The sequence below is a fragment of the Paracoccus stylophorae genome, assembly GCF_028553765.1.
Taxonomy (GTDB): Bacteria; Pseudomonadota; Alphaproteobacteria; order Rhodobacterales; family Rhodobacteraceae; genus Paracoccus; species Paracoccus stylophorae.
The window spans coordinates 2,839,926-2,863,165 of record NZ_CP067134.1 but is presented as its reverse complement, the minus strand read 5'-3'; the positions used below and the strand labels follow the sequence as shown (position 1 = coordinate 2,863,165).

The following is a 23,240-nucleotide window of genomic DNA, read 5'->3' as shown; positions in this document are numbered from 1 at the left end:
GATGCTGCCAGAAGACCGTCTTGCCCGGATCACACAGCGTTTCGATTTTCTCGAAGCGCAGCTGCATGCCGGCGCCGATCCCGCCACCATCGCCCGGATCAGCCGCGAATATGCCGATCTGAAACCGGTGGTCGAGCGGATCGCCCGCTGGCGCGCGGCGCAGGACGGCATCGCCGAGGCCCGGGCGATGCTGGACGATCCCGAATTGCGCGAACTGGCCGAGGAAGAGCTGGCCCGCCTGCGCGACGAAGTGCCGGGGCTTGAGCAGGATCTGCGCATCGCGCTGCTGCCCCGCGACGCGGCGGATGCGCGCCCCGCCATCATCGAGATCCGCCCCGGCACCGGCGGCGACGAGGCGGCGCTGTTCGCGGCCGACCTGCTGGCGATGTATCGCCGCCATGCCGAATCGCAGGGCTGGACGTTCCAGATGCTGGATCTGACCGAGACCGAGTTGGGCGGCGTCAAGGAGGCGGTGGCCCGGATCGCGGGCGAGGGCGTGTTCGCCCGGCTGAAATACGAATCCGGCGTCCATCGCGTCCAGCGCGTCCCCGAGACCGAATCGGGCGGCCGCATCCACACCAGCGCCGCCACCGTCGCGGTGCTGCCCGAGGCCGCCGAGGACGCCGATATCGACATCCCTGCCGGCGATATCCGCATCGACACGATGCGCGCCAGCGGCGCCGGCGGGCAGCATGTGAACACCACCGATTCGGCCGTGCGCATCACCCATCTGCCCACCGGCATCGTCGTGACCAGTTCCGAAAAGTCGCAGCACCAGAACCGCGCCAACGCCATGGCCGTGCTGCGCGCGCGTCTTTACGACATGCAGCGCCAGAAGGCCGATGCCGAACGCGCCGCCGACCGCAAAAGCCAGGTCGGCTCGGGCGACCGCAGCGAACGCATCCGCACCTATAATTTCCCGCAGGGCCGGATGACCGATCACCGCATCAACCTGACCATCTATGCGCTGGATCGGGTGATGGCGGGCGATCTGACCGAGATCATCGACGCGCTGACCGCCCACGATCAGGCCGCGCGGCTGGCCGCCGACACATGATTCTGTCGCAGGCGCGCGCGCAGGCCGCCGCCACGCTGCGCGAAGCCGGGATCGAGGGTGGCGCGCGCGACGCCGACCGGATCCTGGCCGCCGTGCTGGACATCGCGCCCGACCGGCTGCGCGGTGCCGACGATGTCGAGTTGACCGATGACCAGATCGCGCGGCTGGAGGCTTGCATCGCCGCCCGCGCCGCCCGCCAGCCGGTCGCGCAGATCGTGGGCTTTCGCGATTTTCATGCCCACCGCTTTGTGGTCACGCGCGACACGCTGGACCCGCGCCCCGAAACCGAAACCCTGGTCGAGGCTGCGCTGGACCTGCCGTGGCGCAGCGTGCTGGACATGGGCACCGGCACCGGCGTGATCCTGATTTCCCTGCTGGCCGCGCGGCGCGGGGCGTCGGGGACGGGCACCGACATCTCGCCCGCCGCCCTTGACGTGGCGCGGCGCAATGCCCAGCTGATCGGTGTGACGGCTGCGTTCCACGCGGCCGACTGGTATGACGGCGTGACCGGCCGCTTCGATCTGATCGTCGCCAATCCGCCCTATATCGCGCTGGACGAGATGGCATCGCTTGCCCCCGACGTGCTGGATTGGGAACCCCATGCCGCCCTGACCGACGGTGCCGACGGGCTGAGCGCTTATCGCACGATTGCCGCCGGCGCGGGGGCGCATCTGACCGCAGGCGGTCACGTGCTGGTCGAGATCGGGCCGACGCAGGGCGCGCCCGTGGCGCGGATATTTCACGATCAGGGCGCGAAAACCCGCCTGATCCGCGATCTGGATGGGCGGGATCGTGTCGTTCTGGCCCGTTTCGACGCCTAGAATGCCGGTTTTCGCATGGAATTGCCGCCGCTGGGCAAGTTTTTCCTTGTAACCCCCGGTGCCGCGTGGTTAGTCACCCGCGTGCCGGGGCCGCAAAGCCGCCGCACGGGTCAGCCTGACAAAGCCGAAACCGATGGGGTGCGCGACGCGCGCTGACACAGGTGCAAGGCGGGGCTGCACGGCAAGGCGCGGATTTCGCCGCGATGCCGCCCGAAACGCCGTCCAGACCAACCTGGAACCTACAGACAGACAGACTGATGAGATCATCGAAATCCCGTTCGCGTAACAAGTCGAACCGCCAGCGCTCGCTGGGGAATATCGTCAACCGTGTCTTCGACAGCTCGGGGCCCGAGGGCAAGGTCCGCGGCACGCCCCAGCAGATCATCGACAAATACCTGACGCTGGCCCGCGACGCGCAACTGTCCAACGACCGCGTGGCCGAGCAGAGCTTTCTGCAACACGCCGAGCATTACACGCGCATGCTGGGCGAGGCGCAGCGCGAAATGACCGAGCGTCAGCAGCAGAATCAAAGCCGCGACGACGACCAGTCGCAATCGCGCGATGGCAATGGCGGCGGCCAGAACGGCCGCGATCAAGGCGGGCGCGACCAAGGTGGGCGCGATCAGGGCGGGCGCGATCAATCCAGCCGCGACCAAGGCGGCCGCGACCAAGGCGGGCGCGACCAAGGCGGGCGCGACCAGAACGGTCGGGGCCAGGGCGGGCGCGACGGTGCCACGCAGGATCAGCCGCGCCGGCAGGACGATTTGTCGGACGACCAGCGGCGCGATCCGGCCCAGGCGGGCGATCAGTCAGGCCAGGCCGACCCGAAAGCCCAGCCCGACCAGAAACCACAGCGCGCCCGCACCCGCCGCGTCAAGCCTGCCTCCGGCGATGGCGGCTTGCCGGATGCGGTCAGTTCGGACGACTCGGCCTCTGCCGGTCCGGTCCCGACCCCCGAAAGCGACGCCCAGGAGGGCGACCGCGACAGCAAGCCGAAACCGGCCCGCGCACCGCGCACCCGCCGCAAGCCGGTATCCGATCAGGGCGGCGATCAAGGTGCCGATCAGGCCGGTGAGGCCGACAAGCAAGCCGCCGAACCGCGCCCCGACACCGCCGATGACGGGGCCGATCAGGGCTGACGCGGCGTCTTGCGCACCAGACGACGATCAGGGGCCGCGGATGCGGCCCTTTGTCGTTGCGCGGACCCGGGGGCGGCAGGCGTCAGCCGCGATCTGCGGCGCGTGCGGCAGACAGGCCCCGCGCCAGCGCGCAGAACCGTTCCAGTTCGATCTCTTCGGCCCGGGCGGTCGGCGCGATGCCCGCGTCACGCAGCAGCGTGTCGATCTGCGGATGCAGGCCGCGCAGGCTGGCGCGCAGCATCTTGCGGCGCTGGTTGAAGGCGGCGGCGGTCACCCGCGACAGCACCGCCGGATCGGCCGGAAAGCGCGGTTCGGGCAGCGCCGTCAGATGCACCACCGCCGAATGGACCTTGGGCGCGGGCACGAACGCCTCGGGCGGCAGGGTCATGACGATCTGCGCCTCGGCGCGCCATTGCGCCAGCAGCGCAAGCCGGCCATAGGATTTGCTGCCCGGCCGCGCCACGATCCGCTCGGCCACCTCTTTCTGGAACATCAGCGTCAGCGACTGCCAGAAGGGCGGCCAGTCCGGCGGCGTCAGCCAGCGGATCAGCAATTCGGTGCCGATATTATAGGGCAGGTTGGCCGCCACGCAGATCGGCGGCGTCAGATGCTGCAACGGATCGACCCGCAGCGCATCGCCGTTGATGACCGACAGCCGGCCCGGATAGGCCGCCGCGATCTCGGCCAAAGCGGGCAGGGCGCGCGCATCCTTTTCGATGGCCAGCACGTGGCGCGCACCCTCGGCCAGCAGGCCGCGGGTCAGCCCGCCGGGGCCGGGGCCGATTTCCAGCACGTCGCAATCGCGCAGATCGCCGGCCTGCCGCGCGATCTTGGCGGTGAGGTTCAGGTCCAGCAGGAAATTCTGGCCAAGCTGCTTTTTCGCGCGCAGATCGTGGCGCGCGATCACCTCGCGCAGCGGCGGCAGATTGTCGATCGCGCTCATCCCGGCACGGCCGGGGGTTTCACACCCCCGGACCCCCGTGGGATATTTGCGCGCCAAAGACGGATCATGCGCGGTTGGCGGCCATGTCGCGCGCCATCCGCAGCGCGGCGATGGTCGAGGCCGGATCGGCGCGGCCCTGCCCGGCGATGTCGAAGGCGGTGCCGTGATCGGGCGAGGTGCGGATGAAGGGCAAGCCCAGCGTGACGTTCACCCCGCCGGCGAAATCCAGCGTCTTGATCGGGATCAGCGCCTGATCGTGATAGGCGCAGATCGCCGCGTCGTATCGGCTGCGGGCCGGGGGATGGAACATCGTGTCGGCGGGCAGCGGCCCCGCGATCTGCATCCCCTCGGCGCGCAGCCGGTCGAGAAGGGGGCGGAAACGCCGGATCTCCTCGTGCCCGATGGTGCCGCCCTCGCCGGCATGGGGGTTCAGCCCGGCCACCGCGATCCGCGGCGCGGCGATGCCGAAATCGCGGATCAGCGCCGCATGGGTGATCCGGATCGCCTGTTCCAGCACCCGGTCGGTCAGCGCATCCGGCACCTGCGACAGCGGGATGTGGATCGTCGCCGGCACCACCCGGCAGGGCGGCGTCACCGTGGTCGAGGCCAGCATCATCGCCACCGGCACACCGCCGGCCAGATCGGCCAGATATTCGGTGTGGCCCGGAAATCCGAAGCCCGCACCTTCCTTCAGCGCCTGCTTGCTGATGGGCAGCGTCGTCATGGCGCGCGATTCGCCGCGCATGATCAGATCGACGGCGCGGGCGATCACCTCGATCACGTCCGGCGCGTTCGCGGGATCGGGTCTGCCCGGCGTGGCGGGGGCGGCGAAATCGTGCGGCAGCACCGGCAGCCGGCCCTCGGGCACCGGGTCCGAAGGGGCCACGACCTCGTGATACGCGGTGCCCTCGGGCAGGTGGCGGGGATCGCCGATCCAGACGAAATCCACACCCGATTCCAGCGCCAGCGGCGCCAGTTCCGGGCCGATCCCGGCCGGCTCGCCGCAGGTCAGCAGGATGCGGTCGGTCATCGGCGCGCCATCGCCGGTCACGGCCGCCGGATCACCGCGTCGGCGCGCAGCTCCGCCAGATAGGCGTCGGCGGCCGCGCTGGCCTTGCGGTTGAACAATTCCTCGCGCACGGCCTCGCGGCTGGGCACGGCCTGCGCGTCGGGCACCGCATCCTCGACCCCGTCATCGGGCAGGGCGGTGGTGGCGACGTCGTTTCCGGCCTCGGCCAGGATCGCCGGCTGGCGCGAACACAGCATCACCAGATCGGCGGCGTTGCCGTAATCGATGACCGTCGCCTCGTCGTCGTCCAGCGAGGCCAGCTGCGCCGCGATCAGCGTCGGGATCGCGTTCTGCGACCGGGTCTGGCGCTGGATCGCCGGGGCGGCCGATCCGGCATCGCCGTAAAGCGTGTCGCAGGTGCGTGCCCGCGCCGCCAGCCTTGCGGCATCCGCGGCCGACGCCAGGCGCAGCGTCATGTAGTCCAGCACCTGTTCGGTCGCCCCGGGGCGCAGCGTGCCCTGCGTGTCGCGCAGATGGAAGATCACCACCGCCCCCGGCACCGTCAGCGGGCGCGAGGTCTGGCCCGGTTGCAGCCCCGCGATCACCGGGCGCAGCGACGGCGGCAGATTGTCGATGTCCAGCCAGCCCAGCCGCCCCCCGGCCGAGGCCGAACCGGCGGCGGAATACTGGCGCGCGGCCTGGGCGAACTGGTCCTCGGTCGGGCGCGAACCGGCGATCCGGTTGGCCAGATCCATCGCCGCCTGTTCCTGCCCCGGCGGCGCCGGCAGGATCAGTTCGGACATCAGCACCCGCGACAGGATCGGCGTCTGGACCTGGCGTTTCAGTTCCTGCTCGATCTCGGCGTCCGACACCGACAGCAGCGGCACAAGACGCTGGCGGATCACGCCGCGCCAGACGATCCCGGCGCGGACGAAATCGCGATAGACATGCGGTTCGACCCCGCCCCGTTCCAGCGCGACGGTGAACTGCGTCGCATCCATCCCCGCGCGGGCGGCGAATTCGTCAAGCCCGGCCTGCAACCCCTCCTCCGTGGCCTCGATGCCCAGCTGTTCGGCGGCAAAGACCCGCAGCCGGTCGTCGATCAGCGCCTGTTCGGCGGCCCGGTCGTCGGTGTCCGGCGCGCCCAGGATCTGCATGAACCGCTTGCGCTGCTGCACCTCGTACCGGGTCACGGCCTTGTCGTTCACATAGACGACCGGCTCGAACGGGTTCTGCGCCGTGGCCGACACGGTCGCGCCGATAAGCAGGGTCGCCGCCAAGGCGATGCCGGAAAGAATGTGCCGCATCTGCTGCCCTCAATATTCTTGTCGCCCAAACACTAGCGCATGCAACTGCGCCGCGCCACCGTGCCGGGACCGTCGCTGCTGCTGCCGAATCCGCCCAGCCTGACCGACAGATCGAAGCTGGTTTCCGGGCGCACGCTGCGCGAATCGGTAAAGCGCCGCGACAGCCCCATGTCCAGCGTCAGGCATTCGTTGCGATAGGTCAGGTCCAGCGAGGCGCGCTGCGCCCGGTCCGCCACAAAGTCATAGCGGGTGCGCGCATTGCCCCACCAGCCATCCGCGATCTGCCAGCCGACATGCGCGGTCAGTTCGCTGATATCGCTGTCGCGGCTCTCGTTCTCGTCGCTGTTGATCCACAGATGCCCGGCCGAAAGCTGCAGATCGGGGCGCAGCCAGCCCACCCGCAATTCGTTTCGCGAAAAGGTGAAGGAATCATCGAACAGGGCGCGGTTGGCGACGGCAAGGCCGGTGCCGCTGTCGTAATGCGTGGCCAGCAGCCAGTCCGACCGCCGCCCGCCCAGGGGCGAATCGGCGGCAAAGACATCGTCGTCGCGCGCGCGCAGCACCCGCCCCCCGGTCAGCCCCAGCGACCAGCCGGTCGGGTCGATCCGGGTCCAGCCGACGCCCAGATTCGCGCGCAGCCCGGTTTCGCGCGCGTCCCAGCCCGGAAAGCGGTTGTCGGAAAACAGGTTGCCCTCGTCGAACTCGATCAGGCGGCTGTCCTCGTTGGGGATGTTCTGGTCCTCGCCGCGCGGCGACCACAGCAATTGCGCCACCGGCTCGACCAGATGCGTGGCGCCGGCCTGTCCGCTGCCCGCCAGCGGCCAGCGCAATTCGACACCCACCAGCGGATCGACGCGGCCTTCGACGGGGTCAAAGCGGTCGTCCTGCGCGATCCGGTACAGGTCGGCGTCCAGCCCCGCAATCGCCGCGCCGACCAGCCCGCCCGGCAGGATCTCGGTCCGGCGCCAGTCCAGCCCGACCGAGCCGCGGGCGATATCGCGCCCGTCGATATCGGCGTCCGAGGGGCGGCGATGGGCGTGGATGGACCATTCCATCACGCCCTCGCCGCCGATCAGCCGGGGCGAAAACCGGCGCTGCCACAGCACGTCGGCCACCTGCGCCGGCGAGGTCCGGTTGTCCTCGTCGTCGCGCAGCGAATGGTAATTGCCGACCCGGCCATAGAACAGCCGCTCGCGGGTGATCCGTTCCAGCGTCAGCCCGCTCCACAGACGGTCGGCATCGGTGATGTCGTAATCCAGCAGATAGCCGCGATCGGTCGCCGCCTGCACCTGCACCCCCAGCCGATAGCCGCGCGGCAGATCGACCAGCGCGTTGCCAAAGACATAGCCGCGCGTCTCGCCCGGCTGGATGTCGTCGCGGCTGACCGCGCCGTTCCATTCGGTGACGGCACGGCGCCACGCCTGGCGATAGCGCAGTTCCAGCGTGCGGGTGCGGCTGGCCGAGACATAGGGCGTGATCGTCAGATCGGCGTGATCGCCCATCGTCTGGAAATAGGGCAGCTTGACCCCGAACCCCAACCCCGAGGTGGTGCGGATCTCGGGCTTCAGAAAGCCCGATTTCCGCTCGACCGTGGGATCGGGCGCGGTGACGGTCAGCGGCACGGCGGCAATGGGGACGCCGAAGGCGCGCAGTTGCGGGCTTTCGAATGTCAGCAGCCGGGTTTCGGCATCGTGGGTGATGCTGCGGGCGCGAATCTCCCACAGCGGCGTGGGATTGGCGGCGCAGACCTGGCAGCTCGAGGCGACGACGTTGCGCAGCCGGGTGATGCGCCCCTCGTCGCTGCGGGTCAGGTCGGTCGCGGCCAGTTGCAGCTCGCGCGCGATCACCAGCCGCGCGCCGCGGATGATGCCGTCCTGCAACTTGCGGTCAAGCTGCGCCGAATCGGCGACCAGCACCGCCTCGGCATCGGGATCGGCCGCGCCGGGGCGGGACAGGTGGATGGGTCCCTCGATGGTCAGATCGCCGCTGGCCCCGTCCACGATCAGCCGCGACGCGACCAGCCGCGCGCCCTGATACCAGATCACGACCCCGCCCGCCGCGATCAGCGTCCGGTCGTCCTGCAACACCATCGTATCGGCCAGCACCGTCGCCGCATCCGTCGCCTCGCCCGGCGCGGGCCGGTCGGGCAGCGTCACGTCGGCATCGGGCTCGACCACCTCCAGCGTCGCGCCGCCCTGGGTCCGGTCGCCGCGCAGATCCTCGCCCAGCCCGGCCGCGCTTGGCGCCAGCGCCGCCTGACCCGAGGACGTGGCCAGCGGTGCCCCCGTCATCCGCCCCGACGGCATCGCGCGGTCGTCATCGCCGAAGATCGTCTGCGCGCCCGACGGCACCGGCAGCGCGGCCGGCAGCAGCAGCGGCGCGGCAAGCCCGGCCAGCAGCCCCGCGACCCGCGCGATTTGTGTGCCCCTGCGTCCGGCGCCCGTCATCCATCCTCCCGTTGCAGGATCAGCGCCACGGCCAGCAGGATGCCCACCAGCGGCGGCGTCCATGCGGCCATCGCGGGCGCGATCTGCCCGTTATCGCCCAGAACCTGCGCCAGATTGCGCAGAAAGAACAGACCGATCCCCGCCCCGAAGGCCAGAAGAACCGCGGTGCCGGCGCTGCGGCCGCGCAGATGGCGCATGGTGAAGGCGGCGGCGACGAACAGCATCGCGGCCATCAGGAACGGCCGCGCCAGCTCCATCTGGAACCAGACCCGGTGGCGGTCGGCGCGGAACCCCGCGCGTTCCAGCCCGGCGATGAAGCCCGGCAACTGCCAGACCGGCACCGCCTCGGGGCGGCCGAACCCGTCGCGGATGCGCTGCGCCGTCAGGTCCGAGGCCAAGGTCACCGTCTCGCTGGCCTCGGCCTGCGCCTCGGGGTTGGGCTGGTCCAGCGGATAATCGCGCACCCCGCTCAGCCGCCATTCGCCGGGGCTCAGCCGCGCCTCGTGCGCCTCGATCCGGCGCACCGGCCCGCTGCCGCCGTCGAATACCAGGAAGGTCGCGTCATACAGCGTCGTGGCGTCCGGGCTGGCGCGGCGGGCGCGGATCACCACCTGCCCGGCCTCCTGCCCGCTGTCGTCGATCACCGCCTGACGCAGCCACACCGCGCGATCCCCGATCGACACGGTCTGCCGGCCCTCGCGCTCGATCTCCGACACGGCGGCGTCGAATCGCGCGCCGGTCACGGCGACCAGCGGGTTGACCAGCCCCACCGCCAGCGCGCCCACCAGCGCCGCCGTCACCGCCGGCGCCGTCACCACCTTCAGCGCCGACCGCCCCGAGGCGCGGATCGCCACCATCTCGGAACTGCGCGACAGGCCCAGAAACAGCGCGATCCCGGCCAGCACGGTGATCAGCGGCAGGATCGAATAGAAACTGCCCGCGATGTTCAGCGCGGCCAGCCGGAACGCCCCCGACAGCCCGATATCGCGGCTGGCGAAACGGCGGATCATCTCGATCATGTCGATCAGCAGCAGGATCAGCAGGAACACCCCCCCGATCAGCAGCAGCGAGCGCAGAAACCGCCGCGAGACATAGCGCGCAAGGATCATGCCGCCCCCCCGCCCGCCAGACGCTTCCGCCGCCCGCGCGGCCGCGCCGCCAGCCACAGCAGCCCCAGACACAGCGCGCCCCCCGCCAGCGCCGGCAGATACAGCAGCGGCCACAACGCCGGGTCGCGCTCGGTCTGGTCGGCTGCGGCATTGGTCAGGAACTGCACCGCGATCAGCCCCAGGATCGCCCAGAACACCTGCCGCCAGACCCCGAACCGCGAATAGCCGCCGATCAGCAGCGTGGCGAACCCGATCATCGCGGCGATCGGCGACAGCAGCGGCTGGGCGATCCGCTCATGCGCCTCGCGCCGCGCCTCGGGGGCGCTGGCGGCTGTCGCCTGCAACAGCGCCGCATCCGGGTCCAGCAGCCGCAGCGTGCCGTAATCGCGCAGGTCGCGCCCGGTCCGGCCGCGCGTGTCCAGCATCGCCCCGATGTCATAGCTGAGCTCGTCGAACCGCGTCACCGACAGCCGCCGCTGATCGCCCTGCGCGCGCAGGTTCTGCGACATGCCGCGCAGCAGGATCAGCACCGGCCCGGTGTCGCGCCGCACCACCAGCGCCTCCTGCGAGGTGTGGATCGTCTGGTCGTCGGGATTGCGCGCATCCTCGATGAACAGGTCCAGCAGCCGCCCGTCGGTCGCCACGTCGCGGATGAACAGCGTGACCCCGCGCGCCGGATACTGGAAGCTGCCGGGCCGCAGGAACTGCGCGGTGATGTTCTGCGCGATCTCGGCCTGCCGCTCGGCCAGCCGCGCGCGCGCCATCGGCACCAGCCCGTGGACCAGCACCGCGACCATCAGCCCCACGAAGACGCCGAAGACCAGCACCGGCCGCGCCAGCCGCCAGGGCGACAGCCCGGCCGACTGCATCGCCACCAGCTCGGATTCGTTGGACAGCCGGTTGGTGCCATAGGCGGTGGCGGCGAACGCGGCCACCGGCAGCACGATGGAAATGACCAGCGGCAGGGTCAGCGCGGTGAATTCCAGCACCACCAGCGCCGTCTGGCCGTCGTTCAGCAGGTCGTCGAACAGGCTGACCGCCCGGTTGATCCAGTAGACCGACACCAGCACCAGCGCGAAAAAGCCGAACAGCGTCAGCATCTGGCCAAGAATATATCTGTCGATCCGGGGCATCTGGGCTTGCGCGATCCTGCAAGGGCGTCGACCCTGATTAGCGGCTGGGGCGGCTCTGGCCAAGGCCCGGATGCGGGTCTAGGCTCTCGCCCGACCAGATATGAGGACCGCCATGACCCATCCCGTCGAGATCGATTTCACCGAAACCGCCACCGACCGGCTGGCCGCGCATGAAGGCCGCGTCGCGCTGATCGTGTCGCAGAACGGCCGCCTGCCGGCGGGGCTGCCGCGCGGTACCCGCGATGCGGCCCTGCGCGCGCTGGAGTCCAGGGCGGGCAAGGCGCTGAAGCCCGGCGACACGCTGGAACTGGCCTTCCCCGCCGGCATGGCGGCCGAGGCGCTGCAACTGGTCGTCCTGCCCGGCGGCGCCAGCGTGGCCGAGGCGCGCAAGGCCGGCGCCGCCATCGGCGCAAGGCTGGGCAAGACCCATACGCTGGTTCTGGCCGGCGGGCACAAGCGCGCGGGCGAGGTGGCGTTGGGGATCGCGCTGCGCGGCTATGATTTCTCGGTCTATAAGACCGATTCCGAAAACGGCGACGACGGCGCGGCGCGCGATGCCGGATCGGACACGCCGCCGCAGACCGTCTCGCGGCAGGGCGCGGCGCAGGATGCGCGTCTGTCGGACGCCCAGACGCCCGGTCCGGCCGGCAACGGAAACGGCGACGCCCCGGTGCCCGACAAGGCGCGCGTGACCTTCATGGCCCGCGATCCGCAGGCGCTGGCCCGATCCGCGCAGGACGCCGCCGCCGTGGCCGAGGGCGTGTTCTTCACCCGCGATCTGGTCAACGAACCGGCCAACGTGCTGACCACCACCGATTTTGCCGACCGGCTGAAGGCGATGGAGGAGATCGGCCTGACGGTCGAGGTGCTGGACGAGGACGCGCTGCGCGATCTGGGGATGCGCGCGCTGCTGGCCGTGGGGCAGGGCAGCGCCAGCCCCTCGAAGGTCGTGGTGATGCGCTGGCAGGGCGGCGACAAGGATGCCGCGCCGCTGGCGCTGTGCGGCAAGGGGGTGGTGTTCGATTCGGGCGGCATCTCGATCAAGCCCGCCGCCGGGATGGAGGAGATGACGATGGACATGGGCGGCGCGGGCGTCGTCGCGGGCGTCATGCGCACACTGGCGCTGCGCCGCGCCAAGGCGAATGTCGTGGGCGTCGTCGGCCTGGTCGAGAACATGCCCGACGGCGCCGCGCAGCGCCCCGGCGACATCGTGAAATCCATGAAGGGCGACACGATCGAGGTGATCAACACCGACGCCGAGGGCCGGCTCGTGCTGGCCGACGTGCTGTGGTATGCGCAGACCCGGTTCGAACCGCGCGCGATCATCGACCTTGCCACGCTGACCGGCGCGGTCATCATCGCGCTTGGCCACGAAAACGCGGGCGTGTTCGCCAATGATGACCGGCTGGCCGACAACATCCTGTCCGCCGCCCGCGCCGAGGGCGAGGGCGCATGGCGGCTGCCGCTGGCCCCGGCCTATGACAAGCTGATCAAGTCTCGGCTGGCCGACATGAAGAACACCGGCGGCCGGCCGGCCGGCTCGATCACGGCGGCGCAGTTCCTGCAACGCTTCATCCGCAAGGATCAGGCATGGGCGCATATCGACATCGCCGGCGTCGCCCTGCCGCCCTCGGCGACCGAACTTGCGCCCAAGGGGGCGACCGGCTGGGGCGTGATGACGCTGGACCGGCTGGTGCGCGACCGGTTCGAAGAGGAATGAGCCGCGCAACGCCCGCAAGCGGTGTACAGGCTGTGCACGCCCGGTGCGCGGCCGGTGCATGGGCGGTGCGCCCCGAAACCCGGCATTTGCTGGCGCTTTCGTCGCGCAGGCCCCTTGCGCGGCATCACGCAACGCCCGCTGCCGTTGCGCGGATCTAAGGCGGCGGCGCGATGGGCAATGTCCTCTTCTACCACCTGACCCGTTCGCCCGCCGAACAGCTTCTGCCGGTCCTGATCGGCAAGTCGCTGGCCGCGGGCTGGCGGGTCGAACTGCGCGGCGCCGATCCCGACCGCATGGACTGGCTGGACCGGCAATTATGGCAGGGCGACGGCTTCCTGCCGCACGGTCTGGCGGGCGGCCCGCACGACGCCCGCCAGCCCGTCCTGCTGACGCTGCAAGGGCAAGAGGCGGCGAATGCCCCCTCCTGCCTGATGGCGCTGCACGGGGTCGAGGTCGCGGCCCCAGAGGCCCTGCGCCTCGACCGCGTCTGCATCCTGTTCGACGGCGGCGACAGCACCGCCGTCGCCCGCGCGCGCGAACAGTGGAAGGCCCTGACCGCCGCCGGCGCGACGGCGCAATACTGGTCCGAGGAAGGCGGCAGCTGGCAGCGGAAACGCTGATGTGCGCGGTGCGGAAATGCCGCGATACCAGCGGGTTGCGCGACCTTCCTGCGCCGCTGCGTGAGGGGCGGTCTAGGACGCGGCGTCGCGCAGCAGGCGGCGCCGTGTGGGCGGGATGGCGCGGATCTCGACCCCGGTGAACACATGCATCGTCTGCAAGGCCGGATCGACCACCGCATGGTCGCTGACCCAGCCCCCCATCGCCAGATAGCTGCGCAGCAGGGGCGGCATCGCGGCCATCGCGCGCCGTGGATCGGGCGCCGAGATGCGCCGCGCGCGGGCAAAGCGGACCACGCGCGGCGCCTTGACGCGCGGCCACCAGCGGCGCGGCGCAAGGTGCCGTTCCTTCAGGATCGCGAACGCCTCTTCATGCGCGCTCGGGTCGGTGCCGGCAAAGCTGGAACAGCCGAACAGCATCTCGACCCCCTCCTGTTCGACATATCGCGTCATCGCCGCCCAGGCGGTGCGGATGATGTCGGGATCGCGCGCGCCCGGAAGGACGCAGAACCGCCCCATCTCGACCATCTTGCCGTCGAATCGCGACAGCGCGCTGAGATTGTAGAACTGCGCCGAATAGCTGCGCACGATCTGCGACCCGGCCGCCAGCGGCAGGAACCGGAAACAGCAGACCAGCCGCCCGCTCGCCTCATCCTCGATCAGCACATGGCGGCAATCGGCGTCCAGCGAATCGGCGTCGATCCGGGTGCCGGTGTCGTCATGCCCGCCGTAAAAACACAGCCAGCGCAGGCGTTGCGCGGCCCGGACATCCTCTTCGGTCGCGGCAATCCTTGCCCGATACCGGCCCTTGCGAAATGGCTGCATCCCATGCCTCTGCCGTCACGGCCTTGACCCGGACCCAGTCTTGTCCCGGATCCGTGACAGCGCAATGACGGCGCCGCGAATTTTCGCGCGCAGGGGCAATATTTCCGACGCAGGCCGGGTGCCGCGTCACTTCGACAGGCGGTCGCCCAGCACATCCTCGACATAAAGCCGTTTGACCAGGATGATCGACACCAGCAGCAGCGGCGTAGCCAGAATCACCCCGAACAGGCCGAACATTCCGCCGAATGCGACGATCGCCAGCACCGTCAGAACCGGCGGCAGGTTGGCGGCCGATTGCTGGATCATCGGCATCAGCACGTTGCCCTCGATCTGCTGGATCACCAGAAACAGCAGCGTGACATACAGCGCCTGATCGACCCCCTGCGTCAGCGCGAACATGACCGCCGGGATGCCGGACATGAACGGGCCGATGACCGGGATGATGTTGGTCAATCCCGCGATCAGCCCCAGCACCAGGGCCAGCGGCACCCCCAGAAGCCACAGCCCCGCGCCGGTCAGCAACGCCACGATCAGCATGTCCAGCGCCTGTCCGCCCATCCATCGCCCCAGGGCCGAGCCGCATTCGTCCACGACCCTGCCGGCCCGGTCGCGATAGGAAAGCGGCACCAGATGCAGGAACCCGCCGCGATAGGTGGGCCCGTCCAGCGCCAGAAAGATCGCGATGGTCAGCATCAGCACCAGATCGGCCAGCACCCCGAAGACCGTGGTGATCGTGCCGGTCAGATAGCCGAAGACCGAGGGCAGGCTGCCGGTCGCGGCCTCGGGCGCCGATCCGCCGCCCGCGTCGATCCGGCGTTCGATGAACTGCCCGATGCTGCTGTTGCCCAGCCAGTCGTTGACCTGCTGCCAGGCCTCGGGAAGGCTGCTGAGAAGCTGGTTGAACTGTCTCGACACCGACGGGCCGGCGGCCCCGAACGCCGCCACGATCACCGCCACGGCAACCAGCGCGGTGATCAGCACGCCGGGCTTGAACCCCAGCCCGGTCCAGCGATGCAGAAGTGTCGCACCGCCGCGCAGCGCGATCGCCACAAGGATCGCGGCGAATGCCATCAGCAGCACGTGCGACCACATCCAGATCGCGGCCATCAGCGCGGCGATGGCAAAGACCGCGATGATCGTGGCGAAGGGCACGTTGTGCCGCCGGGACAATCCGGCGGCGTCGCCGGGTTCGTGCGTGTCGCGCGGCGACGTGGTCATGGGCGGCTCCTTCGCAGGGGTGACGGTCCTGCCGCAGGACTAGCATGTTTCGCGGCAGGCGACATGCCCGCCGAAGCACATGGCGCGGTCCCGCCGGCACCGCGCCCGCGCGGCTTGTTCTTGCCGGCGCGAAACAAGCCTGTTAACCGGGCGCGGATCCGATTTTCACAGACCGGCGGGCCGCCCGCCGCACGCAGACAAGGTAGAACCATGGCCACCGAACGCACCCTTTCGATCATCAAGCCCGACGCGACCAGGCGCAACCTGACCGGCAGGATCAACGCCAAGTTCGAGGATGCCGGCCTGCGCATCGTCGCGCAAAAGCGCATCAAGCTGTCGCCCGAGCAGGCCGGCAAGTTCTATGAGGTGCACAAGGACCGCCCGTTCTATGGCGAGCTGGTCGAATTCATGGCCTCGGAACCCGTGGTCGTGCAGGTGCTGGAGGGCGAGGACGCCATTGCCAGAAACCGTGAAGTGATGGGCGCCACCAATCCCGAGAACGCCGAGCCCGGCACGATCCGCAAGGAATTCGCCCTGTCGGTGGGCGAAAACTCGGTCCACGGATCGGACGCGCCCGAAACCGCGAAAGAAGAGATCGCGTTCTTCTTCTCGGGTCTCGAACTGGTCGGCTGATCGGGCGTTCGCGACATCGCGCGCAGGACAAGGGGGCCTTTGCGGCCCCTTTTTTCATGCCATCCGCGCGCGTCAGTTGCGACAGCGGGGCCTGCGCGCTATGGGTTTGGACGAAGAACAACCAGATCAGGGGGCCGCAATGCGGGCATTCGTCTTTCCGGGGCAGGGGGCGCAGACCATCGGCATGGGCCGCGAACTGGCCCAGACCTATCCGGCGGCGCGCGACGTGTTCGACCAGGTGGACGAGGCTTTGGGCGAGAAACTGTCCGATCTGATCTGGGACGGCGATATCGACACGCTGACCCTGACCCGCAACGCGCAGCCCGCGCTGATGGCGACCTCGATGGCGGCGTTTCGCGCGCTGGAGGCGGAAGGGCTGGGCATCCATCACGCGAATTTCGTCGCCGGCCATTCCCTGGGCGAATATTCGGCGCTGTGCGCCGCCGGGGCGCTGACGCTGGAGGATACCGCCCGGCTGCTGCGCCTGCGCGGGCAGGCGATGCAGGAGGCGGTTCCGGTCGGACAGGGCGCCATGGCCGCGATCCTGGGTCTGGATTTCGAGACGGTGGACCGCATCGCGCGCGAGACCGCCGGCGACGAGGTCGTGCAGGCGGCCAATGACAACGATCCGGCGCAGGTGGTGATCTCGGGGCACAAGGGGGCCGTCGAACGCGCGGCCGAGGCGATGAAACAGGCGGGCGCCAAGCGGGCGCTGATGCTGCCGGTCTCGGCGCCGTTCCATTCGGTGCTGATGCAACCCGCCGCGGCGGTGATGGCCGATGCGCTGGCCGGGGTCGAGATCCAGCCGCCTGCCGTGCCGCTGATCGCCAATGTGCGCGCCGAGGCGGTGATCGAGCCAGGCGCGATCCGCCGGCTGCTGGTGGAACAGATCACCGGCACCGTGCGCTGGCGCGAATCCATCGCCAACCTGGCCGAGGCGGGCGTGACCGAGTTCTGGGAGATCGGGGCCGGCAAGGCGCTGTCGGGCATGATCAAGCGGATCGCCAGGGATGCGACGGTCCGGAATGTCGGCGCCTCGGCCGATATCGCGGCGCTGAAGGGCTGACGCGGCTTTTCGGGTATTTGAGCAAAGAAGAAGGGGCAGGCATGTTCGATCTGACGGGAAAGAACGCCTTGGTGACGGGGGCGTCGGGCGGCATCGGCGGCGCCATCGCGCAGGCGCTGCACGGGGCCGGGGCGACGGTGGCGCTGTCGGGCACGCGCGAGGGGCCGCTGCGCGATCTGGCCGCCAGCCTTGGCCCGCGCGCCCATGTGGTGCCCGCGGATCTGTCGGATGCCGATGCGGTCGCGGGCCTGCCCAAGGCTGCGGCAGGTGCGATGGGATCGGTCGATATCCTGGTCAACAATGCGGGCATCACCCGCGACAATCTGTTCATGCGCATGTCGGACGACGAATGGTCGCAGGTTCTGGACGTGAACCTGACCAGCGTGTTCCGGCTGTCGCGCGCCGTGCTGCGCGGCATGATGAAGGCCAGGTGGGGCCGGATCGTGAACATCACCTCGGTCGTGGGCACGACCGGCAATCCGGGGCAGGGCAACTATGCCGCCGCCAAGGCCGGGCTGGTCGGGATGTCGAAATCGCTGGCCGCCGAGGTCGCGAGCCGCGGCATCACCGTCAACTGCGTGGCGCCCGGCTTTATCCAGACGGCGATGACGGACGGGCTGGACGACGATCAGAAGGCCCGGATCCTGAACCAGATTCCCGCCGGCGCGATGGGAACGCCCGCCGATATCGCGGCAGCCGTAGCGTTTCTGGCCAGCGCCGAGGCCGGCTATGTCACCGGGGCCACGCTGCACGTCAATGGCGGCATGGCGATGGTCTGAACCGGGCTTGGCAACGCTGCAACGCGGCGCGAAAATCCGCCGAAAACAGGTTGCATGCGCGTTCATCGGTGCTATATGCCCGCCTTTAGCAGCAGGGGAACCGCCCTGTGCCGAACCGGGCCAGTGCCCGCGCAAATCCTGGGCGGATGCCCGCGAGAATGAGGATATGACATGAGCGACATCGCTGATCGCGTGAAGAAGATCGTGGTTGAGCATCTGGGCGTCGACGAGGACAAGGTGGTCGAATCCGCTTCGTTCATCGACGATCTTGGCGCTGACAGCCTCGACACCGTCGAACTGGTGATGGCTTTCGAGGAAGAGTTCGGCATCGAGATCCCGGACGACGCCGCCGAGACGATCCAGACCGTCGGCGATGCCGTGACCTTCATCAAGGGCGCGGTCTGACGACGCCCGACCCATTGCAGGTCTTTCAGGCGGCGCTTTCCGGATGGAAGGCGCCGTTTTTTCATGGCTGGCATGCAGTGTCGCGATGGAACCGCGCAGGGCGATGCGGGTTGTCTGGCCAACGAATGAAAGGAGCATATCATGGCTGTGAATCTGCAGGGTTTGTCAGACAATGCACGCAAGACGGCGATTTCTGAACTGAACGCGCGGCTGGCGGATGCGCTGGCCTTGGGCATGGCGATGAAGCAGGCGCATTGGAACCTGAAGGGCAAGAACTTCATCGCGGTGCACGAGCTGTTCGACACCGTCTATGCCAACAATCAGGAACATGTCGATCTGATGGCCGAACGGGTGCAGATCCTGGACGGCGTGGCCGTCGGCACCGCCGAGGAGGTCGCGAAGAAGTCCTCGCTCGATCCCTATCCGACGGATCTGACGAAATCCGAGGATCACATCAAGGCCGTGTGCGACCGGATGCGCGATCACGGTGCCAAGCTGCGCAAGGGCATCGACACGGCCGAAGAGGCCGGCGACGCCAACACCGCCGATCTGCTGACCGCCGCCTCACGGACCGCCGACAAGGATCTGTGGTTCCTGGAAAGCCATCTGGAGTGACGGGCGGCGTCCGACCCTGACACCTCTGACGACATCACCGCTGATCCGGCCGGGTTTTCCGCCGGGTCAGCGCCCCAGCTTGGCGTGTACCTCGTCCAAGTCGATCTCGCCCACGGGCATCTTGTTGTCCGGATCGTCGAAATCGTAACGGAACAGCTGAAAATCGGACTTGTAGATTTCCCAGATCAGGTGGCGTGACAGATCGTCGAAATAGGCGCTGACCTTGTGGGCGCGCTTGGGGCCGTGGCCTTCGGATTCGTTGAAGCGCGGCACCTGGGCCAGATCGACGCTGACCGGGGTCGGGCAATCGTCCAGCACCTGCCGCATGCCGTCATTGAAGGTCTCGGTAAAGAAGATCCGGTCGTATCGCCCGCCATTCACGATGAAGGTCGCGATATGGCCCGACATGGCGGACCAGTGGATATCAGGCTCCATCGGTCGGCGGAACCTGATCGTGTCGCGCGCGAACAGCAAAAAGCGGCGGAAACTGGCGATCTGGTCGAACTCGAACCCGTTTTCGGGGCTGCCGACGTCGATGCCGTAACGCTGGATCAGCTGCGGCACCAGCTTGCCGCGATAACGCCGGCCGTTGCGCTGGATGCCGGCGATCTTGTCGAAGAACGATGACAGGATCCGCGCATAGGGGTTGCGGACGCAGGTGAAGGACGGCGCGGACCGGTCGCGCACCGCGCGTTCGATCAAGGGCTGGCTGTCGTCCTGCGACCATTTGTGAAGCCCGGCCTTCGAATCGTGGATATCGCCGTCGAAGAATTGGCCGTGATCCGAATAATACATGATCTGACCGATGGTCGAGCAGGCGCATTTCGGCACCACCCGATAGATCATGCTTTCGCTTTCCGTCATCCAGACGCCTGGAAAACCCATTCTACCCTTACCCCGATCGCTGTGGCCGCTGAACCGCACGCGCCCTGTTGCACCGCTTGCCCAGACGCCGAAAATGCTTACAGACAAAAACAAAAGGGCGCGGGAAATTCAATATCTTCCCGGTGCCCGACTGACCTGAAGGGACATCCCGGCACGACATGGCACGTATCGCGTTCATCCTTCTGACGCACAAGGACCCCGACGGGGTGATCCAGCAGGCCTGCAGACTGTCCGCCGCGGGCGATTATGTCGCCATCCATTACGACCGGCGCGCGCCCGAGGCCGAGTATCGCGCAATCCGCAGCGCGCTGGCGGACGATCCCAACGTGACATTCGCGCCGCGCCGGATCAGATGCGGCTGGGGCGAATGGTCGCTGGTCGCCGCCTCGCTCGAGACGTTGCGCACGGCCGAGCGCGTGTTCCAGCAGGCCACGCATTTCTATCTGCTGTCGGGCGATTGCATGCCGATCAAGTCGGCCCAGTTCACCCGCCAGTATCTGGATGGCGACGACTGCGACTATATCGAAAGCGTCGATTTCTTCCACGGCGACTGGATCAAGACCGGGATCAAGGCCGAACGGCTGATCTATCGCCACTGGTTCAACGAACGGACGCACAAGACGCTGTTCTATGCCAGCATGGCGTGGCAAAGGCGGCTTGGCCTGACCCGCCGCCTGCCCGACGATCTGCAGATCATGATCGGGTCGCAATGGTGGTGCCTGCGGCGGCAAACCGTCGAATCCATGCTGGCGCTGATCGATTCGCGGCCGGAACTGGTGCGGTTCTTCCGCAGCACGTGGATCCCGGACGAGACGTTCTTTCAGACCCTGGTGTCGCATGTGGTGCCGAAAACCCAGATCCGGTCGCGTTCGCCCACCTTCCTGATGTTCACCGATTACGGGATGCCGGTCGTCTTCTACAACGATCACTATGATCTGCTGTTGCGGCAGGATTACCTGTTCGCGCGCAAGATCAGCGCCGAGGCGCGGGATCTGCGCGCGCGTCTGGGCAACCTGTGGCAAGCCACCGGGCAGGAGTTTCCGATCTCGGCCGAGGGGCCGCGCCTGTTCAGGTTCCTGACCGGGCGCGGGCGGATCGGCCGCCGGTTCGCGCCGCGGTTCTGGGAAAGCGATGGCAGCCTCGGCAGGTCGCGAATCGTGCATCTGGTGGTCGCCAAGAAATGGCATGTCGCCAAGCGGCTGACCGACCGGGTGCGGACGCTGACCGCGATCCCGGCGGTCGATTACCTGTTCAACGAATTCAATGCCGGGTTGCCGGACATGGGCGGCGTGGCGTCCAGCGTCGAAAAACGGCAACGCCACCGGCGTGCGCTGGTCAGGCTGCTGTTCGACCGGTTCGAGACGCGCAATCTGGTGCTGTGTCTGGACCCCTCGGCGCTGAGCCTGATCGGCGATTTCGCCTCGGACCGGGCCGAGACGCGCATCCTGCATGTCGATTGCGATTTCGACGACGATTACCTGCGTGGCCACATGAAGCGCACCGGGCTGGCCAGCGACAGGACGCCCCAGGACGTGCTTGATCGGCTGGTGCCGGTCGTGCGGGCCGATCTGGAACACGAGGGAGAGCGGCTGCGCGACATGGAATTCGCGCGGTTCGAGACGATCTCGGCCGCCAGCACGCCCGAACGCAATGCGGCGGCCATTGCGCGGTTTCTGGATGTTCCGGAGGAAATCGCGCAGGATCTGGCCCGGACACCCCATCTTTTCGATGACTGAGCAGGAGGCTTTGCGATGCGCCCGACCTATGACGACGACAATATCTTCGCCCGGATCTTGCGCGGCGAGATTCCCAACGACACCGTGGCCGAGAACGAACACGCGCTGGCCTTTCGCGACATCTCGCCCAAGACGCCGGTGCATGTTCTGGTGATTCCCAAGGGCCGCTATGTCAGCTTCGACGATTTCGCGGCCAACGCGTCCGAGGCAGAAATCACGGGCTTCATGCGCCTGTGCGCACAGGTCTGCGCCGCCGAGGGCGTCTCGCTGGCCGAGGACAAACCCGGCTTTCGCGCGATCACCAATGCCGGCCCCCATGGCGTGCAAGAGGTGCCGCATTTCCACCTGCACATCATGGGCGGTCAGCCAATGGGGCCGATGATCAGCCTGCGCGATTAGGGTCGCGTCCGACCGACGGCGATGGGCGGCGGCGATGCGGGTTCGCGAGACCTGGCGGCGGTGTGTCTCAGCTTGTGGTCAGTTCGACAAAGACATCCTCAAGATCGGGCGCCTCGGTCGCGACGTCGGCGATGGGCACGCCCGCCCCGCGCAGCGCGTCGATCAACTGATCGGCGCGGATGCGCGACGGGGGATAGCTGATGGCCAGCCGCCCATCCTCGCGCCATTCGGGCCGCGCGCCCTGCGGCAAAGGCGGCAGATCGACGCGCCCGCCCGCGTCGATGACCAGCGTCTTGCCGTCGGCGCGCGCCAGCAATTCGCGCGTCGCCTGTCGCACGATCAGTTCGCCGTGGTTGATGATGGCGATCTCGTCGCACATCTGTTCGGCCTCTTCGAGATAGTGGGTGGTCAGGATGATCGTCATGCCCGCCTGGTTCAGACGCCGGACATTGTCCCACAGCATCGCCCGCAGCGTGATGTCGACGCCCGCCGTCGGCTCGTCCAGCACCAGGATCTGCGGACGGTGGACCAGCGCCTTGGCCAGCAGCAGCCGCCGCCGCATCCCGCCCGACAGGTTGCGGGCATAGGCTTCGGCCTGATCGGTCAGCCCGACCAGTTCCAGCAGCTGATCGGTCCAGCGTTCGGATTTGGGCACGCCGTAAAGCCCCGCCTGCACCTCAAGGCTGGCGCGCGGCGTGAAGAACGGGTCCATGTTCAGTTCCTGCGGCATCACCCCGATGGCGGCGCGGGACTGGCGCGGGTTCACGTCCTGATCGAAACCCCAGATCGTGACCTTGCCGGCGGTCTTGTTCACCAGCCCGGCCAGGATGTTGATCAGCGTGGATTTGCCCGCGCCGTTCGGCCCCAACAGCCCGAAGATGCTGCCCGCGGGGATCGCCAGATCGACGCCTTTCAGCGCCTCTTTCGCGGGCGCGTTTCCCTGCGCGCGATAGGTCTTGCGCAAACCGGCGATGTCGATGGCGTTGGTCATGGAAGGGTCCTTGCGGAACTTGCGAAAGCGGGGTCGGCTGCGCTAAGGGTTAGACCAGATGATGCACGCCGCCACAAGAAGGCCAGCCATGAACGATCACGCCATTCCCGAACCGCCCTTCGTGGCCGGACACGAGCTTGCCGAGCTGCGCATGCCCGCCCCCGAAGAGGTCGTGGTGACAAGCTGGCACATCGCCTGCGACGGCGACGACGCGGCGGGACTGGGTCATCCGCGCGTGTGGCTGGCCATCTCGCCCGAGATCGGGTTCGTCGATTGCGGCTATTGCGACAGGCGGTTCATCATCGACCCCGCACATGCGGCCGGCGGCCACTGACACGACCGACCCGCGCGCGCCAGGCCGGGCGTCCGCGCCCCTTTGCGCCTGT

At 68.4% G+C, this 23,240-nt stretch carries 23 protein-coding genes; 13 read left to right on the top strand and 10 right to left on the bottom strand.

The annotated features are described in order from the left end of the window. The first annotated feature begins 1 nt into the window (after nt 1). The 3 genes from prfA to JHW45_RS14060 all read left to right on the top strand — a co-directional run bounded on the left by prfA (nt 2) and on the right by JHW45_RS14060 (nt 3,017). Entirely contained in the window at nt 2-1,057 is a 1,056-nt protein-coding gene (gene prfA, locus JHW45_RS14070; protein ID WP_272858225.1) for a peptide chain release factor 1, read from the top strand. Next, nucleotides 1,054-1,878, top strand: a complete 825-nt coding sequence (prmC, locus tag JHW45_RS14065) for a peptide chain release factor N(5)-glutamine methyltransferase (RefSeq protein WP_272858224.1) — start codon at nt 1,054-1,056, stop codon at nt 1,876-1,878. Before prfA ends, prmC begins: the two co-directional genes overlap by 4 nt. 257 nt (nt 1,879-2,135) lie before the next feature. Next, nucleotides 2,136-3,017 (top strand): DUF4167 domain-containing protein, encoded by an 882-nt coding sequence (locus JHW45_RS14060; RefSeq protein ID WP_272858223.1) that lies wholly within the window; start codon nt 2,136-2,138, stop codon nt 3,015-3,017. 82 nt (nt 3,018-3,099) lie between these two features. Here JHW45_RS14060 and rsmA read toward each other — a convergent pair whose 3' ends face one another. The 6 genes from rsmA to lptF form a co-directional block, all read right to left on the bottom strand. Next, a complete protein-coding gene (rsmA, locus tag JHW45_RS14055; RefSeq protein WP_272858222.1) occupies nt 3,100-3,960 on the bottom strand; it encodes a 16S rRNA (adenine(1518)-N(6)/adenine(1519)-N(6))-dimethyltransferase RsmA in 861 nt (286 codons plus the stop codon). Between the two features lie 64 nt (nt 3,961-4,024). Further along, nucleotides 4,025-4,990 carry a 4-hydroxythreonine-4-phosphate dehydrogenase PdxA gene (gene pdxA / locus JHW45_RS14050; protein WP_272858221.1) on the bottom strand — a complete coding sequence of 322 codons (966 nt, stop codon included), beginning with the start codon at nt 4,988-4,990 and terminating at the stop codon, nt 4,025-4,027. A gap of 17 nt (nt 4,991-5,007) precedes the next feature. Continuing rightward, nucleotides 5,008-6,276 (bottom strand): peptidylprolyl isomerase, encoded by a 1,269-nt coding sequence (locus tag JHW45_RS14045; RefSeq protein WP_272858220.1) that lies wholly within the window; start codon nt 6,274-6,276, stop codon nt 5,008-5,010. Nucleotides 6,277-6,308: 32 nt separating this feature from the next. Then, nucleotides 6,309-8,723, bottom strand: a complete 2,415-nt coding sequence (locus tag JHW45_RS14040; protein ID WP_272858219.1) for an LPS-assembly protein LptD — start codon at nt 8,721-8,723, stop codon at nt 6,309-6,311. Next, the gene (lptG, locus tag JHW45_RS14035; protein ID WP_272858218.1) at nt 8,720-9,832 is read right to left on the bottom strand and encodes an LPS export ABC transporter permease LptG; all 1,113 of its coding nucleotides are present in this window, start codon (nt 9,830-9,832) and stop codon (nt 8,720-8,722) included. The genes JHW45_RS14040 and lptG overlap by 4 nt, the downstream gene beginning before the upstream one ends. Further along, nucleotides 9,829-10,965: an LPS export ABC transporter permease LptF gene (lptF, locus tag JHW45_RS14030; protein WP_272858217.1), complete on the bottom strand. Its 1,137-nt coding sequence runs from the start codon at nt 10,963-10,965 to the stop codon at nt 9,829-9,831. Before lptF ends, lptG begins: the two co-directional genes overlap by 4 nt. Nucleotides 10,966-11,077: 112 nt before the next feature. Between lptF and JHW45_RS14025 the strand changes: the two genes are divergently transcribed. Continuing rightward, a complete protein-coding gene (locus JHW45_RS14025) occupies nt 11,078-12,685 on the top strand; it encodes a leucyl aminopeptidase (protein WP_272858216.1) in 1,608 nt (535 codons plus the stop codon). Nucleotides 12,686-12,855: 170 nt separating this feature from the next. Continuing rightward, nucleotides 12,856-13,305 carry a DNA polymerase III subunit chi gene (locus JHW45_RS14020; protein WP_272858215.1) on the top strand — a complete coding sequence of 150 codons (450 nt, stop codon included), beginning with the start codon at nt 12,856-12,858 and terminating at the stop codon, nt 13,303-13,305. A gap of 72 nt (nt 13,306-13,377) precedes the next feature. On the opposite strand, the gene JHW45_RS14015 is transcribed toward JHW45_RS14020, so the two are convergent. Then, nucleotides 13,378-14,127 carry a GNAT family N-acetyltransferase gene (locus tag JHW45_RS14015; protein ID WP_272858214.1) on the bottom strand — a complete coding sequence of 250 codons (750 nt, stop codon included), beginning with the start codon at nt 14,125-14,127 and terminating at the stop codon, nt 13,378-13,380. A 126-nt stretch (nt 14,128-14,253) separates the two neighbouring features. Continuing rightward, nucleotides 14,254-15,345, bottom strand: coding sequence for an AI-2E family transporter (locus JHW45_RS14010; RefSeq protein WP_272858213.1), 1,092 nt, complete (start codon nt 15,343-15,345; stop codon nt 14,254-14,256). Nucleotides 15,346-15,555: 210 nt separating this feature from the next. Between JHW45_RS14010 and ndk the strand changes: the two genes are divergently transcribed. The 5 genes from ndk (at nt 15,556) to dps (ending at nt 18,843) form a co-directional block, all read left to right on the top strand. Then, nucleotides 15,556-15,978 carry a nucleoside-diphosphate kinase gene (gene ndk / locus JHW45_RS14005; RefSeq protein ID WP_272858212.1) on the top strand — a complete coding sequence of 141 codons (423 nt, stop codon included), beginning with the start codon at nt 15,556-15,558 and terminating at the stop codon, nt 15,976-15,978. 139 nt (nt 15,979-16,117) lie between these two features. After that, a complete protein-coding gene (fabD, locus tag JHW45_RS14000; RefSeq protein ID WP_272858211.1) occupies nt 16,118-17,044 on the top strand; it encodes an ACP S-malonyltransferase in 927 nt (308 codons plus the stop codon). A gap of 41 nt (nt 17,045-17,085) precedes the next feature. Further along, complete coding sequence (fabG, locus tag JHW45_RS13995; RefSeq protein ID WP_272858210.1) at nt 17,086-17,823, top strand: 3-oxoacyl-ACP reductase FabG; 738 nt, start codon at nt 17,086-17,088, stop codon at nt 17,821-17,823. A gap of 171 nt (nt 17,824-17,994) precedes the next feature. Continuing rightward, a complete protein-coding gene (locus tag JHW45_RS13990) occupies nt 17,995-18,228 on the top strand; it encodes an acyl carrier protein (protein ID WP_042251881.1) in 234 nt (77 codons plus the stop codon). A gap of 141 nt (nt 18,229-18,369) precedes the next feature. After that, nucleotides 18,370-18,843: a DNA starvation/stationary phase protection protein Dps gene (gene dps, locus JHW45_RS13985; RefSeq protein ID WP_272858209.1), complete on the top strand. Its 474-nt coding sequence runs from the start codon at nt 18,370-18,372 to the stop codon at nt 18,841-18,843. 66 nt (nt 18,844-18,909) lie between these two features. Here the strand turns inward: dps and JHW45_RS13980 are convergent, their stop codons facing one another. After that, entirely contained in the window at nt 18,910-19,728 is an 819-nt protein-coding gene (locus JHW45_RS13980) for a sulfotransferase family protein (RefSeq protein WP_272858208.1), read from the bottom strand. Nucleotides 19,729-19,886: 158 nt separating this feature from the next. Here JHW45_RS13980 and JHW45_RS13975 point away from each other — a divergent pair, with 158 nt between their 5' ends. Both JHW45_RS13975 and JHW45_RS13970 read left to right on the top strand, forming a co-directional pair. Then, nucleotides 19,887-21,464, top strand: a complete 1,578-nt coding sequence (locus tag JHW45_RS13975) for a DUF5928 domain-containing protein (RefSeq protein WP_272858207.1) — start codon at nt 19,887-19,889, stop codon at nt 21,462-21,464. 15 nt (nt 21,465-21,479) lie between these two features. Further along, nucleotides 21,480-21,863: an HIT domain-containing protein gene (locus tag JHW45_RS13970; protein ID WP_272858206.1), complete on the top strand. Its 384-nt coding sequence runs from the start codon at nt 21,480-21,482 to the stop codon at nt 21,861-21,863. 67 nt (nt 21,864-21,930) lie between these two features. Here JHW45_RS13970 and JHW45_RS13965 read toward each other — a convergent pair whose 3' ends face one another. After that, nucleotides 21,931-22,854, bottom strand: a complete 924-nt coding sequence (locus JHW45_RS13965; protein WP_272858205.1) for an ABC transporter ATP-binding protein — start codon at nt 22,852-22,854, stop codon at nt 21,931-21,933. Nucleotides 22,855-22,999: 145 nt separating this feature from the next. On the opposite strand from JHW45_RS13965, the gene JHW45_RS13960 reads away from it, so the two are divergent. After that, nucleotides 23,000-23,188, top strand: a complete 189-nt coding sequence (locus JHW45_RS13960; RefSeq protein WP_272860625.1) for a zinc-finger domain-containing protein — start codon at nt 23,000-23,002, stop codon at nt 23,186-23,188. Nucleotides 23,189-23,240: the final 52 nt, after the last annotated feature.

Coding starts and splice junctions, on each gene's coding strand:
- prfA (WP_272858225.1), top strand. CDS start 2: ATGCTGCCAGAAGACCGTCTTGCCCGGATCACACAGCGTTTCGATTTT.
- prmC (WP_272858224.1), top strand. CDS start 1,054: ATGATTCTGTCGCAGGCGCGCGCGCAGGCCGCCGCCACGCTGCGCGAA.
- JHW45_RS14060 (WP_272858223.1), top strand. CDS start 2,136: ATGAGATCATCGAAATCCCGTTCGCGTAACAAGTCGAACCGCCAGCGC.
- rsmA (WP_272858222.1), bottom strand. CDS start 3,960: ATGAGCGCGATCGACAATCTGCCGCCGCTGCGCGAGGTGATCGCGCGC.
- pdxA (WP_272858221.1), bottom strand. CDS start 4,990: ATGACCGACCGCATCCTGCTGACCTGCGGCGAGCCGGCCGGGATCGGC.
- JHW45_RS14045 (WP_272858220.1), bottom strand. CDS start 6,276: ATGCGGCACATTCTTTCCGGCATCGCCTTGGCGGCGACCCTGCTTATC.
- JHW45_RS14040 (WP_272858219.1), bottom strand. CDS start 8,723: ATGACGGGCGCCGGACGCAGGGGCACACAAATCGCGCGGGTCGCGGGG.
- lptG (WP_272858218.1), bottom strand. CDS start 9,832: ATGATCCTTGCGCGCTATGTCTCGCGGCGGTTTCTGCGCTCGCTGCTG.
- lptF (WP_272858217.1), bottom strand. CDS start 10,965: ATGCCCCGGATCGACAGATATATTCTTGGCCAGATGCTGACGCTGTTC.
- JHW45_RS14025 (WP_272858216.1), top strand. CDS start 11,078: ATGACCCATCCCGTCGAGATCGATTTCACCGAAACCGCCACCGACCGG.
- JHW45_RS14020 (WP_272858215.1), top strand. CDS start 12,856: ATGGGCAATGTCCTCTTCTACCACCTGACCCGTTCGCCCGCCGAACAG.
- JHW45_RS14015 (WP_272858214.1), bottom strand. CDS start 14,127: ATGCAGCCATTTCGCAAGGGCCGGTATCGGGCAAGGATTGCCGCGACC.
- JHW45_RS14010 (WP_272858213.1), bottom strand. CDS start 15,345: ATGACCACGTCGCCGCGCGACACGCACGAACCCGGCGACGCCGCCGGA.
- ndk (WP_272858212.1), top strand. CDS start 15,556: ATGGCCACCGAACGCACCCTTTCGATCATCAAGCCCGACGCGACCAGG.
- fabD (WP_272858211.1), top strand. CDS start 16,118: ATGCGGGCATTCGTCTTTCCGGGGCAGGGGGCGCAGACCATCGGCATG.
- fabG (WP_272858210.1), top strand. CDS start 17,086: ATGTTCGATCTGACGGGAAAGAACGCCTTGGTGACGGGGGCGTCGGGC.
- JHW45_RS13990 (WP_042251881.1), top strand. CDS start 17,995: ATGAGCGACATCGCTGATCGCGTGAAGAAGATCGTGGTTGAGCATCTG.
- dps (WP_272858209.1), top strand. CDS start 18,370: ATGGCTGTGAATCTGCAGGGTTTGTCAGACAATGCACGCAAGACGGCG.
- JHW45_RS13980 (WP_272858208.1), bottom strand. CDS start 19,728: ATGGGTTTTCCAGGCGTCTGGATGACGGAAAGCGAAAGCATGATCTAT.
- JHW45_RS13975 (WP_272858207.1), top strand. CDS start 19,887: ATGGCACGTATCGCGTTCATCCTTCTGACGCACAAGGACCCCGACGGG.
- JHW45_RS13970 (WP_272858206.1), top strand. CDS start 21,480: ATGCGCCCGACCTATGACGACGACAATATCTTCGCCCGGATCTTGCGC.
- JHW45_RS13965 (WP_272858205.1), bottom strand. CDS start 22,854: ATGACCAACGCCATCGACATCGCCGGTTTGCGCAAGACCTATCGCGCG.